Origin of the sequence: Prochlorococcus marinus str. MIT 9314, from assembly GCF_000760035.1 — a bacterium.
In the GTDB taxonomy this organism is placed as follows: domain Bacteria; phylum Cyanobacteriota; class Cyanobacteriia; order PCC-6307; family Cyanobiaceae; genus Prochlorococcus_A; species Prochlorococcus_A marinus_B.
Genome location: NZ_JNAO01000003.1, coordinates 1 through 15,406 on the forward strand (window position 1 = coordinate 1; position 15,406 = coordinate 15,406).

Annotated in this window: 15 protein-coding genes; 9 read left to right on the forward strand and 6 right to left on the reverse strand. The window is 32.4% G+C overall.

Translation table 11 applies throughout. From position 1 onward, the window contains the following. From EU98_RS07465 to EU98_RS07440, 8 genes are all read left to right on the forward strand, one after another. Positions 1-1,318: diflavin flavoprotein (locus tag EU98_RS07465; RefSeq protein WP_032515110.1), on the forward strand; the 1,318-nt coding region annotated here is incomplete at its 5' end. A gap of 541 nt (positions 1,319-1,859) precedes the next feature. Then, positions 1,860-3,014, forward strand: a complete 1,155-nt coding sequence (locus tag EU98_RS07460; RefSeq protein ID WP_193742985.1) for a tyrosine-type recombinase/integrase — start codon at positions 1,860-1,862, stop codon at positions 3,012-3,014. Positions 3,015-3,498: 484 nt separating this feature from the next. Then, the gene (locus EU98_RS07455; RefSeq protein ID WP_032515113.1) at positions 3,499-4,194 is read left to right on the forward strand and encodes a hypothetical protein; all 696 of its coding nucleotides are present in this window, start codon (positions 3,499-3,501) and stop codon (positions 4,192-4,194) included. A gap of 229 nt (positions 4,195-4,423) precedes the next feature. Next, entirely contained in the window at positions 4,424-4,579 is a 156-nt protein-coding gene (locus EU98_RS09705; protein WP_193742986.1) for a hypothetical protein, read from the forward strand. Then, positions 4,576-4,938 carry a hypothetical protein gene (locus tag EU98_RS07450; protein ID WP_032515116.1) on the forward strand — a complete coding sequence of 121 codons (363 nt, stop codon included), beginning with the start codon at positions 4,576-4,578 and terminating at the stop codon, positions 4,936-4,938. The genes EU98_RS09705 and EU98_RS07450 overlap by 4 nt, the downstream gene beginning before the upstream one ends. 121 nt (positions 4,939-5,059) lie before the next feature. After that, positions 5,060-5,284: a hypothetical protein gene (locus EU98_RS09615; RefSeq protein WP_152557462.1), complete on the forward strand. Its 225-nt coding sequence runs from the start codon at positions 5,060-5,062 to the stop codon at positions 5,282-5,284. Between the two features lie 420 nt (positions 5,285-5,704). Further along, positions 5,705-7,507, forward strand: a complete 1,803-nt coding sequence (locus EU98_RS07445) for a diflavin flavoprotein (RefSeq protein ID WP_032515119.1) — start codon at positions 5,705-5,707, stop codon at positions 7,505-7,507. Between the two features lie 17 nt (positions 7,508-7,524). Further along, positions 7,525-8,049 carry an NAD(P)H-dependent oxidoreductase gene (locus EU98_RS07440; protein ID WP_032515121.1) on the forward strand — a complete coding sequence of 175 codons (525 nt, stop codon included), beginning with the start codon at positions 7,525-7,527 and terminating at the stop codon, positions 8,047-8,049. 22 nt (positions 8,050-8,071) lie between these two features. Here the strand turns inward: EU98_RS07440 and mrdA are convergent, their stop codons facing one another. The 4 genes from mrdA to EU98_RS07425 form a co-directional block, all read right to left on the reverse strand. Further along, the gene (gene mrdA, locus EU98_RS07435) at positions 8,072-9,775 is read right to left on the reverse strand and encodes a penicillin-binding protein 2 (RefSeq protein ID WP_241466373.1); all 1,704 of its coding nucleotides are present in this window, start codon (positions 9,773-9,775) and stop codon (positions 8,072-8,074) included. Positions 9,776-9,873: 98 nt separating this feature from the next. After that, positions 9,874-10,017 carry a hypothetical protein gene (locus tag EU98_RS09710; RefSeq protein WP_193742987.1) on the reverse strand — a complete coding sequence of 48 codons (144 nt, stop codon included), beginning with the start codon at positions 10,015-10,017 and terminating at the stop codon, positions 9,874-9,876. A 111-nt stretch (positions 10,018-10,128) separates the two neighbouring features. Beyond that, positions 10,129-10,737, reverse strand: coding sequence for a hypothetical protein (locus tag EU98_RS07430; RefSeq protein WP_032515123.1), 609 nt, complete (start codon positions 10,735-10,737; stop codon positions 10,129-10,131). A gap of 81 nt (positions 10,738-10,818) precedes the next feature. Beyond that, positions 10,819-11,532 carry a PD-(D/E)XK nuclease family protein gene (locus tag EU98_RS07425; protein WP_032515124.1) on the reverse strand — a complete coding sequence of 238 codons (714 nt, stop codon included), beginning with the start codon at positions 11,530-11,532 and terminating at the stop codon, positions 10,819-10,821. Between the two features lie 273 nt (positions 11,533-11,805). Here EU98_RS07425 and EU98_RS07420 point away from each other — a divergent pair, with 273 nt between their 5' ends. Next, a complete protein-coding gene (locus tag EU98_RS07420) occupies positions 11,806-12,423 on the forward strand; it encodes a class I SAM-dependent methyltransferase (protein WP_032515125.1) in 618 nt (205 codons plus the stop codon). Positions 12,424-12,604: 181 nt separating this feature from the next. On the opposite strand, the gene guaA is transcribed toward EU98_RS07420, so the two are convergent. Next, complete coding sequence (gene guaA / locus EU98_RS07415) at positions 12,605-14,191, reverse strand: glutamine-hydrolyzing GMP synthase (RefSeq protein ID WP_032515126.1); 1,587 nt, start codon at positions 14,189-14,191, stop codon at positions 12,605-12,607. Positions 14,192-14,245: 54 nt separating this feature from the next. After that, on the reverse strand, positions 14,246-15,358 hold the full coding sequence (cbiD, locus tag EU98_RS07410; RefSeq protein ID WP_032515130.1) for a cobalt-precorrin-5B (C(1))-methyltransferase CbiD: 1,113 nt from the start codon (positions 15,356-15,358) through the stop codon (positions 14,246-14,248). Positions 15,359-15,406: the final 48 nt, after the last annotated feature.

The following is a 15,406-nucleotide window of genomic DNA, read 5'->3' on the forward strand; positions in this document are numbered from 1 at the left end:
TAATCCTAATAGTGGTTTAGAACATAATATTGAATTTATAAGTGCACCAAATTTGCATTGGCCAGATACCATATTTTCATATGATCACAGCACAAATGTTCTCTATACATGCGATGCTTTTGGACTCCATTATTGTTCTGACGAATTTTTTGACACTGATCAAAAAGAAATATACGATGATTTCCGTTTTTATTACGATTGCCTCATGGGTCCAAACGCTAGAAGCGTTATGCAGGCAATTAAAAGAATAGATAAACTACCTGAATTAAAAACAATAGCTGTTGGTCATGGCCCTTTGCTCCATAATCAGGTCAATTTTTGGAAAGGAAAATATCTAGAATGGAGTAGCAATAAAAGCAAAGGCAATGATTTTGTGTCAGTCTGCTACATAAGCGACTATGGTTATTGTGATCGACTCAGTCAAGCGATATCTCATGGAATAAGTAAAGCAGATGCACAGGTTCAATTAATAGATTTAAGATCTTCTGACCCGCAAGAATTAACAAGTTTGATTTCCGAATCAAAAGCAGTAGTCGTTCCCACATGGCCTGTAGACTCAGATAATGAATTAAAAGAATCTCTCGGTACTTTATTTGCAGCACTAAAGCCAAAACAATTCACAGCAGTTTATGATTCATTTGGTGGAAATGATGAACCTATAGATTCCTTAGCAAATAAATTAAGAGAACTTGGTCAAAAAGAAGCTTTCTCTCCCTTAAGAGTTAAAAATATTCCAGATCCGATTGTTTATCAACAATTCGAAGAAGCTGGAACTGATTTGGGTCAATTGATCAATAAAAAGAAGAATATTGCCTCTATGAAGAGCCTTGATTCAAATTTAGATAAAGCGTTAGGTAGATTAAGTGGAGGATTATATGTAGTAACAGCTAGTCAAGGGGAAGGTTCGACATTTAGACAAAGTGCAATGGTCGCAAGTTGGGTTAGTCAAGCAAGCTTTTCACCACCAGGTATTACAGTTGCAGTAGCAAAAGATAGAGCTATTGAATCATATATGCAAGTTGGTAAAGGTTTTGTTGTGAATATCTTGAGAGAAGATAACTATCAAAAAATGTTCAGACACTTTTTAAAAAGATTTGCCCCTGGAGCTGATAGATTTGCGGATGTAGATGTAATTAGCAACATCGCTGAAGGAGGACCTGTTCTCTCAGATTCACTCGCCTTTTTAGATTGTAAAGTCAGTTCAAGACTAGAGACTCCAGACCATTGGATAATTTACGGAATTGTTGAAAATGGTAATGTTTCTGACTTATCATGTAAGACAGCAGTTCATCACAGAAAAGTTGCTAATCACTACTAGATTCTACTTTTCCAGATCATTCCTAGAAAACCCAGTAATAGTTTTATTATAACACAGTTATAACTGCATACAATAGTGTTGAAATAGTGTTGAAAGTTGCTATAATGTAAGTAACGGACAGGGAAAATTATTCACCATAGTTGAGGAATAATTGAACGTTGACCCCCCACTGCTTTTATAGTTTTTCATGGATGATGCATTAGAGAATTTAGAAGAATATTTGAAGTTGATGAAAGAATACAAGGATCTTGGCATCAGTCCTGAAGATATTCTGCGAGGCACAAGAAAAGCATTAGAAGAGAAGAAGAAGGCAGATATACTCGCACAGCAAATTGCACAAGGGAAAGAAAATAGTGTCACCAAGAATCAAACCATGGTGTTTGACTACACCACTGATTGCAAGATTTTTCAAGATGGAAGGAATACTAAGATAAAGACTTGGAGTGTAAGGATATGGGATAGGAAACGCAAAAAACCGATCATAAGAAGTTTGAAGACTGTAGATAAAGCAACCGCACTGACACTGGCAAGAGACATGTATATGACATTCACCACCAGAGGTGCTGTCTATCTAAGTACAGACTCAATAACAACTAAAGAATTAGTGGCATTGTACATACAAAAAAGAAGGGGAGAAGTCAGTCCTAACCCCCAAGAAGGAATCACAGCAAGGTCACTCAATGTTATAGAAAACAGATTGAAGCATTGGATGGATTACATTGATGAGAAAGGATATGGCAAGGCAAACATAGAAAATATCCCACCAGAGTTAGGATTAGATTTTGCAATATGGATAAAGAATCGAAAGATTACAACTGGTAAGAGATTAGGGGATAGAAAGAACAGAAGTAATACTACTATCAATCAAATTGTTGGTGCTGCCAAGAGGATGTATCACAAGGTTGGAATTGATGGTGGATACATAACCGCTAACGAATTACCAAAGTTCACTACTCTGAAAAAGAGTAGGAATCAATGTTCCAACAGAGATGTCTTACAACACAGTGAGATGTCACTCTTATATAAGTGGATGAGGGAAAAATATGCTGATGAATCTGCAGAGATAACAACTCATGAATATATCAAAAGACGGATCTTCAACCTTACCTTTACTATTCATAATCTTACAGGGGTAAGACCTGCTGAACTTTTAGGTACTAGGTGGAGCGAGATAAGACCAGTAAGAGAGACCATCAAAGGTGGTCAAGAAAATATGGTGATTACCATAGATGCAACAAGGTCTAAAACAGGTAAAACAAGACATGCTGTAGCACCTATAGGAAAGCAACTAGACAGAATAAAGTTTTGGTATGAAAGGTTAGGTCATCATGTTGAACCATATAGTGATGAGTTTGTCTTCTTGAAGTTGACTAAGTCTGGGATAGAGAACAATATCCAACAGACTCAGAAAGCAATGGGTGACAGACTCAAAGCAGTATTGAAGGGTGCAACAGAAGATAAGAACTGCCCACTAAATCTGAAAAACATGAATATCACTCCCTATTCAGCGAGACACTATTATGTCACTCAACAAATTATGGAAGGAACTGATCATCATACGATAGGAAGACAGGTAGGCACAGGTACACAATATATTGATGACCACTACTCACACCTAATCCCAGAGATGAAGCAAGAACAGATATGTAATGCTGCCAAGAATCAAGATAATTTGATAGTAAAGTTCAGAAAATAAGCAAATTATAATAAGATAACCGACTTATGATATAAAGAACAAAGTTATAATAAGACAGTGATACCAAAGACTTTGGGTTGACAAGACAGTAGATATTTACTATAATAATCATATAGTTCAGATGGTTTATGACCGTTCAGAACTCACTAATATTCCGAATCCAACTAATCTTCCAAATCTAACTAATATTCCAAATAACCTTGTATTTGCAATAGATACGCACAAGGCGGAAGAATCACGCTGTTTTTTATAAATGTATAAAAAAACATAGGTTTGCTCTCTAAGGCGTTCAAATATCGAGTGAAGTTTCAATTTTTATAAATATATATCGAATAGTCATACAAGCGAAGATACTAGATTTGCATTTAGATGATGCTTTGGGTTCTGATCTTCAAACGCTTGGTATTGACTTACATATTCCTTCAACTGATTCCACAGGTGGGTGGTAGGAAGGAGGACTGACTAGAAAAACCAACTATGATCCATGTTTACTCAATCCAAAAAAGATCTTGCCGAGATCAGGAACTTCCTCATAACAGAGACTGACTTCAGCACATACGAACCTAACTGGTTTATTAGCATAAGTTACCTACAGGACTACTCAAGAGATCAACTCTTGAAAATCCATAAACGTCTAAATGATGTAATCCAAGACACATTTGACCCTTATGAAATGAATGTAATCTGCAAAGGATACTTTATTGAAAAAGGTAATAAGAAACTTGTACCAGAGGGTAGTCAAATAGTCCTAAACACTATTAGTAACAAGTATTCCTATGACAAAGAGATGACACTAAAAGATGGTGCTTACGGTACCCATTTAGTTCTGACTCTATGTCCTTCAATCTTAGATAAACCTAATAAAAGGATAAGAAAGTTATGGTCAACAATGTATTGGGATTTTGGAGGTAAACCACCTTCCTACCTATTAGAGGAAGAGAATCAGGAGTTACTACTTGCTGAAACTCTTGAGTTTGTAATTAGGGATAGATGTCCTTCATTTATTGCTAATGGAGATGATGCTATCCAAGTTGACCGTATAGATGACCGAAGGGTTTTCAAGGATACAGGTGAAAAAGGATGGAAGGGTGCTTTGCACTACTGCACTAAGCAGATCTTCTGCAAAGATCAGTTTCTAGAAGTCTTTGATGAAAAGAACTCTAATATATGTGTTGCCTAAATTTTCCAAGATTTACTGCAAATTTTATAAAAATTCCTCAATGCAAAAAACTAACCAGCAAAGATTATGTCTGTACGTTGCCAGACGAAATCAACACATGATTGAAAAATTAGAAGTCTTGATGTTGGAAAAGAATTTATCAATGACTGATACTGTCTTTCAGATAATCAAGAAAGAATATGAAGCATATGAATCTAAACAACGTAACCGACAATTATTAGGAGTTTGAATGTCATCATCACAGGTTTATATCTCAACTGCATCAAGAGATCGACTGAGAGCGATAGCAAGAAAACATTTTATGAAAGAGTCTGAGGTCTTGGATCAATTGATTCTAGAGACTCATAATAAGATGAAAAATTCATTTGGAAGGAAAGTTCTATGAGCAGATACTTCCAAAAACCAACAGGTAAAAAACATGACACAGCATTTGCTGATAAGTGGTTTGCATATTTGTATGGCGATTCCAAAGCGAAGGAAGGAGTGACCTACACAAAAGTATTTTTAGATGATTACGAAAAAATGAAAAAAAAGAAAAAAACCAAAAATAAACTCAACAGCAAGACTGTTGATAGAACACCTATAAATGTATCCACAATGGGTGATGATGACGCTCCCAATACATCGCCCAACGAAATCCACGTTGGAGGTAATCATCTTTATTACGAAGAGGAAAACACGATATCATATGCCGAATTTATGAAGAAAGTTGACGAGGTAAGGCATGGAAGAAGTCGTATCTAATCGAGAATATACATGCTCATTCATCAAGCAAGATGACCTAGCATACGTTGCAAAAATCCGAAGGTGGGAAACGCAAAAGCGAGAACCTTCTAATGCATATGCAAGAAATCAGTTCATAGCAATGCTGAAAAGGAACTTTGATCTAAAGGTTGAACGAGATCAAGTGAAGGTGAAGATTGTGGTTCTGGAGGAGAAATCTCAAGGCAAACTGAATAAAACTCAACGAAAGAGATGGCATAATATGCACTTTGAATGGATGAGTGTAGTGAAGAAAACGGTAGTAGTTGAGGAACTAAGTCCGAAGCATAAATCTGGATGGATAACTATAGATCCTGATGAAGAGTAAGCACAAAAAAAAGACTCACTTCTAGGCGGAGCGAGTCTTTTTTGTCCATGATTTACCTACTATTATTTATGTCCTCATCTTTTACAGATTTAGTTGAGAACATATATGTTTCTTGCTGCTGAACCATATTTTGCCTGCATGATCTTGATAGCGTGATGAAGTGATACTGCCATAACTTCTTCAGTTATACGATAACCCTCAATAAGTGCAGATACATTGAATATCCTCATAAAATAATCCTCCATAATTGATTAGATGTTTAGTCATTACTATGATTTTGAAATGTTAGAATGTTGGTAATTTTGTTAGGGTAAGTGATACCAGAAGTCGCTAATAAAATTGAAAAAGTGTTGAAAGTCTCTACAGACCCTGTGGTGGACTGGAAAGTTGCAACCCACTATTAGAAAATAAGTCTTTGAAATGTCAGATATTAATATAGGCTTAGTTGCAGAAAATCAAAATTTATCAGAATTTGAAATTACTGAAAATTTTTCTTGTGTAAGATTCTTAGACCAAAATAAAGAAAGATTTGAACTTGAATTTAACCTTGAAAAAGGCACCTCTTTTAATACTTTTTTTATTAGAAGTCATGAGGAACTTTTTATTATTCATCCACCTGAAAAACAATATTTAAATACCTTTAATAAAGTAATTTCCAGGTTTTGCGATCAATTTAAATTAGATAAAATCAACTTCATTTCTGGTCATATTAATCCCCAAATTATTGAAACTATAAAAAATATAAGTACCCAATTTCAAAACACAACTATTACTTGCTCTAATCCAGGTTATAAACTTATTAGCGAACTTTGGAATCAAAGAAATCCTACCTTAGAAAACTTTATTGAAATTCAATTACCTGAAATAAACATAATCAAAAAAGAACATAATTTAGAATTAGATAACATTTCACTTGAGTTAATTCCTATACCAACAGCACGTTGGCCTGGTGGCCTGATAATTTATGAACGTAATCAAGAAATACTTCTTAGTGAAAAAATTTTCTCTGCACACATTGCAACTAAATATTGGTCTGAAACGAATCGAGTTAGTACAGAAATTGATAGGAAACATTTTTATGATTGCTTGATGGCACCAATGTCTAATCAAGTAGTATCAATAACTGAAAAAATTTCAGATTATGACATTAAAACTATTGCACCATTACATGGTCCCGCGATCGAATACAGCTTAAAAAGCTTTTTAAATGACTATATTAGATGGGGAGAGAATCTCTCAACAAATAATCCTAAGATCGCCCTGATATATGCAAGTGCATATGGAAATACAGCCTCAATAGGTGATGCATTGGCTAAAGGGATAAATAGAACTTCTGTAGAAGTTGAAAGTATTAATTGTGAATTTACACCTAATGATGTACTTGTAAAATCTATCCAAAATGCTGATGGATATTTAATAGGCTCACCAACATTGGGTGGGCACGCCCCAACTCCAATAGTTAGTGCACTAGGATCATTGTTAGCAGAGGGTAATAGAGATAAGCCAGTGGGAATTTTTGGGAGTTTTGGCTGGAGCGGCGAAGCTATAGATTTACTTGAAACAAAATTAAAAGACGGTGGTTTTAAGTTTAGTTTTGACCCTATAAGGATTAAATTCAGTCCAAATAAACCAAAGATTAAAGAGTTAGAAGAAATAGGAACTCACTTTGGAAGAAAAATCATAAAAAAAGCAAAGAAAAAACCCAGAAAATCAGATACAGGAATGATTACAAGCAAAACTGATCCAAAGCTACAAGCTCTTGGAAGAGTAATTGGTTCTCTTTGTGTCCTTACAGCCTCTAAAGGCAAAGATGAGAATAATATTAAAGGAGCTATGCTTGCATCTTGGGTTAGTCAAGCAAGTTTTTCTCCGCCCGGGTTAAGTATTGCAGTAGCAAAAGATAGATCGGTAGAGTCTCTTCTGCAAATAGGAGATTCATTCGCATTAAATATTCTTAGTGAAAAAGATTTTAAAGAACCTTTGAAAAGATTCACCAAGCCCTTTGCACCTGGAGAAGATAGATTTGAAGGAATAAATATTGAATTAACTCCTAATGAGCAGATAATCATTCCTGAATCGCTCGCATGGTTAGATGCTTCTGTCAAAGAAAGAATGGAATGTGGGGATCATTGGGTAATTTACGCCGAAGTACAACACGGTAATATACTAAAATCCGATAGTCTAACGGCAGTTCATCACCGCAAAACAGGTGCTAACTATTAAATTTATTTATCTAATTTATGACTGAAACAAAAGATCTAATAATCATTACGGCTAGTTGTGGTAAAAATCTAGAACTTTCTGAAAAATTTCTTGAAAAAAGTAATGAACTTAAAATAAGCACTGAAATTTTAGATCTTACCACTCTTAATATTCCATTATTTAATCCAAGATTTCACAGCAAAGAAAATATTCCAAATGAAATAAAAGAATTAAAAAAAAAGCTTTTTAACATTGAAAGGTGGGTGATTTGTGCGCCTGAATATAATGGATCTATACCTCCCATTCTCTCCAACTTCATAGCATGGCTCTCTATTTCGGGCGATGACTTCAGGAATTTATTTAATGGTCAACCAATTGCAATTGCAACATTCTCTGGTGGCATAGGATTAGAACTGCTGACATCATTACGCATCCAACTAGTCCATTTAGGAAGTCAAGTATTAGGGAGACAACTTTTATCCTCATATAGCAAACCTATAGATACAAAAACTATTGAAGATATTATTCAAAGACTTTTACAAATGAAAAAATTAAAAACATAAACTTTAAAACAAAAAATTCTTGTCAATTTTTTTCATTCCAAACTTTTAATATTTGTTTAGCCATTGGAAGCGCATGTACAGAACCTCCCCCAGGAGTATTTTGTGCAAAGGCGACTACAAGCAACTCACTCTTTTCCGAAGGAGCAAAGCAAACGAACCAAGCGTGATCTAAACCACCTTCACCATCTTCAGCAGTTCCTGTTTTACCTGACACTGGAGGTAAATTTGAAACTCCATAATTAATTGATACTCCTGTGCCAGACTCTACTACTTTCCTGAGACCACTTTTTATCAACTGAATATTTTTTGAATCAATATCGACTTTAATAAGTTTTTTATCCGAAAGATTTTCTTCATCTTTTTTAACCAAATAGGGAGTAACTAGATAACCTCCATTTGCAATTACAGCATATGCTCTAGCTATTTGAATCGGAGTTACTTGAACAACAAATTGTCCAATAGACATACTTGCAATATCTTCTGGAACCCAAGGGGTTCTTCCGGGTTGCCCCCATCCTCTACCTTCTTTAGCCCATTTACTACTAGCTACTAATCCTATATTTTCTTGTTCAGAAATTTCAATTCCAGATAAAGAATTAAAACCAAGCTTTCGGGAAACCTTATGAATTTCATCAACTCCTACTCCATAACCTACTTGATAAAAAAATGTATTACTAGAAACTCTTAAAGCATCTTCGTAACCTATTACCCCAAAGCCTAAATCATTGTGCTCTCTAAAACATTGACTCCCATAAGTTATACATGGTTTCGTATCTAACATGGTATTTCTAGGAAATTTTCCACTTTCTAAGCCCGCTAAAGCAGTTACAATTTTCCACACACTCCCAGGATCATAAGCATTTAATGCTCTATTAAAAAGAGGTTTTTCAGGAGAATTAAATATATCATTATATTCTTTTTCAGATTTAAAATCTTTTGAAAAAAAATTCAAATCAAAATTAGGCCTACTTACCATCGCTCTTATTGCACCATCTCTTGGATCCATAACTATTATCGCTCCAGCTTTTTTGTCTTTAAGAACTTCCTCAGCAACTAATTGCAAATTGAGGTCGATTGTTAGTTCAATATCATTACCTTGTACTGAAGGTCTTATACCTAATGATCTTTGAAATTGTCCTAATGAATTTACTTCAACCATTTCTCCGCCCCATTCACCTCTTATAAAATCTTCGTAAACATATTCAATACCTGTTCTTCCTATTAAGTCATTTAATTTATAACCCTTCTTGGATAAGAATTTATATTCTGATTCGGTAATTGGCTGAGTATAACCAATTACATGAGCAGCAAGTGATTTATAAGGATAATTTCTAATTAATTTGGTAGCTATTTCAAAACTAATCAAATTGCCTTCGTTTTCCTTGAACTTTATTATTTGATCTACATTTAAATCATCAAGAATAGTTGCTGAAAGTTTTTTATTTTTTAGACCATCAGAATATTTTTTTTGAAGTACATTACTATCAATATTGAACAAGTTAGAAATTCTTGATTTATGTTTTTCCCAATTTTTTTTTTTAACAAATTGAGGCTTTATTATTAAAGAATATTTCACTCTACTATCTGCTAAAACATAACCATTTTTATCTAAAATTCTTCCACGTATTGGCTGTGAATCAATAAGTCTGATCCTATTCTCATCTGACATCTTCTTAAAAGATTCATAATTAAAAAGTTGTAAAAAAATTAACCTAAATAGTATCAATAAAAACGAAACAGAAGAAAAAATAAGTAAGACTAAAGGTTGTCTATTTAATGCAAAAGGTTTTTTATTAGGATTTATTTTTATCAAAAATATAAAATTTATCTAAATATTGTTTTTTCCAATAAAGCAATAGTTGATTTTATCTCTTTAAGTTTTGTGATTAAATCTTCATAATCACTAACTTCAGTATTCAAATCAAACTCATCCTTTTCAATATTATTTGAATTCAAATTTCCACTCATAAGATTTTTACTTTTTTTAAAGCATTTGTACCAGTTGTTTTAATCTTAGATAAGAAATTTATTTTTTCAAAATTTTATTAACTTAGATACTGAAAAAATATCAAAAGCAAATTAATCTAATTTATCTATATTTTGTTCAAAATAAGGATTACAACTATTCTTTGATATCCCTAAAGACCATCCAACAAATGAAAAAATAAATATTGTGACGATTAACGGCATAATTGCTTTTTGAGTATTTTCAAGGCTAAACCATTCCCTCCAACTACTAAAAAATCTTTCCCTTTGAAATTTTCTTTTTTCATTTTCTAATAATCTCGCTTTTTTGGCGAAAGATTTTGTTACCCACTTTTCGAAAGGAATCTTTTTTATAATCGCCATTTTTCTCTCCACTTCTAATAATTGTCCGGAACTAAGATAAGGATGAAATGTACTTATCAATTCAAGTGTTTTTAAAAACATCTCGACAGTTGCATCTTTTATGAGCTTTTGCTCATGACTTAAATCAGCCCACTCTATTTCTGGATAAAAACGGTTTCTGTTTGGTGAAATTTGATCCTCTGACATTTGACCAGGTTCTCTAAGCCATCTGTTAGTATTTTCATCAAATCTTCGCCAATATAAAAAAGGATTAATAAAAATTGTTTTACCAGATACTTTGACTACATCTTGTTGAAGATGATTAGTTATCTTTCTTTCTGAATTTTTTGATTTTATCAAAGGTCTAAATTAATAATCTAACTAAAGATTATCTTTTATTTACTATTTTTCCAGAAATCTAAAAAAATTATCCCATGAACATTAAGTTTTTGATAAATGCCAACGCTTCTTTAAATAATTACAGTATTCGCAATTCAAGGAAGGTTTTGGAAAAACATCCGAACGTAATAAATTAACCGTATCAATTACCTTATTTTCTACCCATGAAGTAGAACAATCTAATTTAATTAAATGTACATCAAAATTTAATTGATTATTAAATAACTCTTCATTTTTCTTTCCATTGAAATATAAAAGATAAGCTTCTTTAGCTACTTGAAAACCGTTTTTTTTAAATAGCCACTGATACATTTCTAATTGTCTCTTATAAGCTTTTGCATATTCGTATTTATTAAAAGTCTCAGACCAATCAAAATTGTTTCTAGATGTTGCTTTTACATCAACGATAATAAGATCGCCATTTTTTTTCTGCCAAATATCATCTACAGCTCCGCCAAAATCATAGTAATTTTCAATTGACTTATATCTTATACCTTGAAAATTACTTCTCCAACGTTCTAAATCTTTGTGTTTAAAAGGAACAGCATCAATATTATATTCAATAAATAGTGGATGAGGCTCTTGAATTTTTCTGTAATAATCAAATTCATTTTTACACAAATTATCTACAGCGATGTTTAGAGTAAATGGTAATGATGGTGGTTTTATTTTATATTTTTTATCAAGTACACAACATCTTGGACAACTAATATATTTCTCGACAGTAGATCTACTTAATTTAATAATCTCGTTCATTAGAATAAATATCTCATTTAAAAATATTTCTTAAGTAAAAAAGTATTAAATTTAGTAGAAAATTTGTTAAATTACTCTCACTCAATAGTTCCATTGATCTAATCCAGCACTACAAAAGAATTGGATTTTGCATGACAAACCTACTTATTCCTATCATTATGTAAATGGAGCATATTTGATGATTTAATTGTAGAGAATTCGTAGAAGATGGCATTATTTTTTAAACTTTTCAGAAATATAATATAATTCTAAAAATAAAATATCTAAGAAAAATTGAATAATTACGAGTTTACAAATCAGTGGTTTGAGAAAACAGCAAAACCACTATGGTCACAAATCATCAATCAAAGTAAACCAGAAAAAATACTTGAAATAGGTTCTTATGAAGGTGCATCAACATGTTATCTGATTGATACATTATCTCGCCATCATGATGCTTTTGAAATAAATGCAATTGATACCTGGGATGGAGGTATTGAACATAAAGAGATAAAAATCAACATGCAATTAGTTGAAGAAAGATTTAAAAAAAACACTTCACTTGCCATAAAAAAATCAAAAAAGTCAATTGAACTAATTACACATAAAGCAAAATCAATAAATGCCTTAAGTAATCTAATAACAAGTAAAAAATCGGGTTATTTTGATTTTATTTATATTGATGGTTCACACATGGCATCAGATGTTTTAAGTGACGCAATACTATCTTTCGAATTATTAAAAATTAATGGGATAATGGGTTTTGATGATTATCTTTGGAAAATGCCTAATTCTAATAACTTACTGACTAATCCTAAAATTGCTATTGATTCTTTTACTAATATTTTTGCTTTAAGAAGTGCAATTTTTCAAACTCCAAATCATCAATTGTATATAAAAAAATTAAACTAAAAATTCCCATAGACCAATGTAGATAAATACTTTACTCTACGATTTCTCAACAGAGAAAGTGCCAAAGTATCGTGACAAGCCTGTGACAAATATAGGTTGCTAAACCTCAGTAAAATTGCACCTTAAATCTACTTTATAAACCCCTTAAACCATGCGTCTAACTGACAAAATTGATTTGGGATTATTCCCACTCAATAGTTCCAGGAGGTTTGCTTGTTATATCATAAACAACTCTATTAACTGAATCTACTTCGTTTACGATTCTATTTGCAATCCTCTCCAAAATCTTAAAAGGAATTTTTGACCAATCCGCTGTCATACCATCCTCACTTGATACACAACGTAAAACTATTGGCCATGCATAAGTCCTCTTATCTCCCATAACTCCCACGGTTTTAACAGGTAGCAATACTGCAAAAGCTTGCCAAATATCATTGTAAAGACCTGCTTTTTTAATTTCATCTCTTACTATCCAATCTGCATCTCTTAAACAATCAAGTTTTTCATTATTTACCTCTCCCAAAATTCTTATAGCTAAGCCAGGGCCTGGAAATGGATGCCTTTTTATAATTTCATCCGGCAAACCTAAAGCAGCTCCTACTTTTCGGACTTCATCCTTAAAAAGTTTTCTTAATGGCTCAACTAATTTAAATTGTAAATCTTTTGGCAATCCACCCACGTTATGATGACTCTTTATTTTTACAGCTATTCTTTCACCAGTCTTAGGATCAATATTAGTGCCAGCACTTTCAATAACATCAGGATAAAGAGTCCCTTGGGCTAAATACTGAAAAGGTCCTAATCTATTGCTTTCTTCCTCAAATACTCTAATAAATTCTTCACCTATAATTTTTCTTTTTTGTTCAGGATCTGTAATACCTTTTAATTTGGCAATAAACCTTTCCCTTGCATTAATATATTCAACTTTTATGTGAAATTTCTTGTCAAAAAAATTCATTAAAAATTCTGGTTCACCTTTTCTCATAAAACCTTGGTCTATAAACATGCATGTCAGTTGATTACCAATAGCTTTATTGAGAAGAAAAGCAAGAGTTGAGGAATCAACTCCTCCAGACAAGGCTAGCAAAACTTTTTTAGTGCCAACTTGCTCTCTTATTCTAGGAATAGTTTCCTCTATGTAGGTTTCGGTTGTCCAATCAGCCACACAACAAGAAATTTTATAAACAAAATTTTTAATTACCGTCATCCCAAACTCTGAATGAATTACTTCAGGATGAAATTGTACGCCAAATAATTTATTTACATCATTTGAAATTACTGCATGGAGAGTATTCTCTGTATGAGCAATTTTATGAAATCCATCAGGTAAGAAATTAATAGAATCGCCATGACTCATCCACATAATGGATTTATCTTTTACATCAGAAAGGAGGTCAGATTCTTGGTCTATATTGATTGGTGCTCTACCATATTCAGCTCTTTTGGTTGCTGAAATAACAGATCCTCCAAGTTCTTTGACCATTAATTGCATTCCATAGCATATACCAAGAATAGGAATTCCTAAATTAAAAATTTTTGAATCACATTTAGGAGCATTTTGTTCATATACAGAGTTTGGGCCTCCACTCAAAATAATCCCTTTAGGATTAATATTTTTAATTTCCTCAATTGAAATGTAATTACTTACTACAAGAGAAAAAACATTAGTTTCTCTAATTCTTCTCGCAATCAATTCAGAATATTGAGATCCGAAATCTAAAATTAATATTGAAGGATCCCGTTCTTTTTTTAAAATTTTTTGTCTCATGTATAAAAGTTAACTCAATTTATTTACAAAAGCATAATGAATCATAAATTAATCTCATTGAAAATAAGAAATATAATTATTGCCATTAATTCCAGCCCATCTAATTTTCCTTTTTCTATCAAAAATGATTGATGCAATTTCCATATCGGTTTTTACATACCTATTAACATAAGTGAAAGAACGCTTTTCGATCGTATTTGATAAATTCTTGAATAATTTATCAGCTAAAGATTTATTAAATTTTTCAAGAAGTTGTAATGCATTCTCAAGATTATCTAACTGAGATAATTCAACTATTATTTCAGGTGGTAACTTTTCTTGAACGGCTAAATAAACAAGAATCTCAATTCTTGCATCAGCCAAATGATTATGTGTATGAAAAATACCGCCTGCTAATTTAATTAATTTCCCATGATAACCAAAAAGAATTACAGTTTTAACTTTTTTTATTGCAGCATCGACTAATAACGGTCCTATCCAATTTCCAATTTTGATAATTGGCAAATTAACACTATAAGTTTTGGCCAAATTTAACCCATTTTCACCAATAACAAATAAAACTTTCCCTTTAAAATCATTTTGAATTAACTTTGCAAGATTTTTTTTTGCCTCTTCTAATTGATCAGGTGAAGCACTCGAATAAGTCTCAGCAGAAGTACCAATTACAGATAATCCGTTAACAATACCAAATGACTTATTACTAGTTCTTTCTGCTAAAAACGCCCCCTTTGGGAAAATAATTTCTAATTTCAAAATAAAGCCGGCAGGAATATTATCTAATAAATTTTCATATAAAACTTCTTTAGCAAAATTAGAAATGCATATCTCTGCTGTATCTTCTTTTATGCCTACACCAGATCCTGCAATAATATTTATTGGGATTGTTTGAACAGGATTATTAAAAGAAATTTTTTCTAAAGAGGCTATTGTCCATATCTCTAAATTTTGTGTAATATCAAGATCTAAGCCAGACTTTGCAAAGGTGATTCCTAATGCATGCGAGTCATCTTTAAATAGACCAACAGAATGAATCTCAATTTTTATTTCTTTTTTTTTATTAGGAATTTTTATTAGTTCATAATTCTTAAATGGTAACCCTACTAGTTTATTTAATGCTGACCTAGCAGCTCCAGCAACCCACATAGGTAAAGAAAATCCTTTTTTCAAATCAAGTAATTGAAAAATATATAATGAGAACTAATCTAAGAATGACCT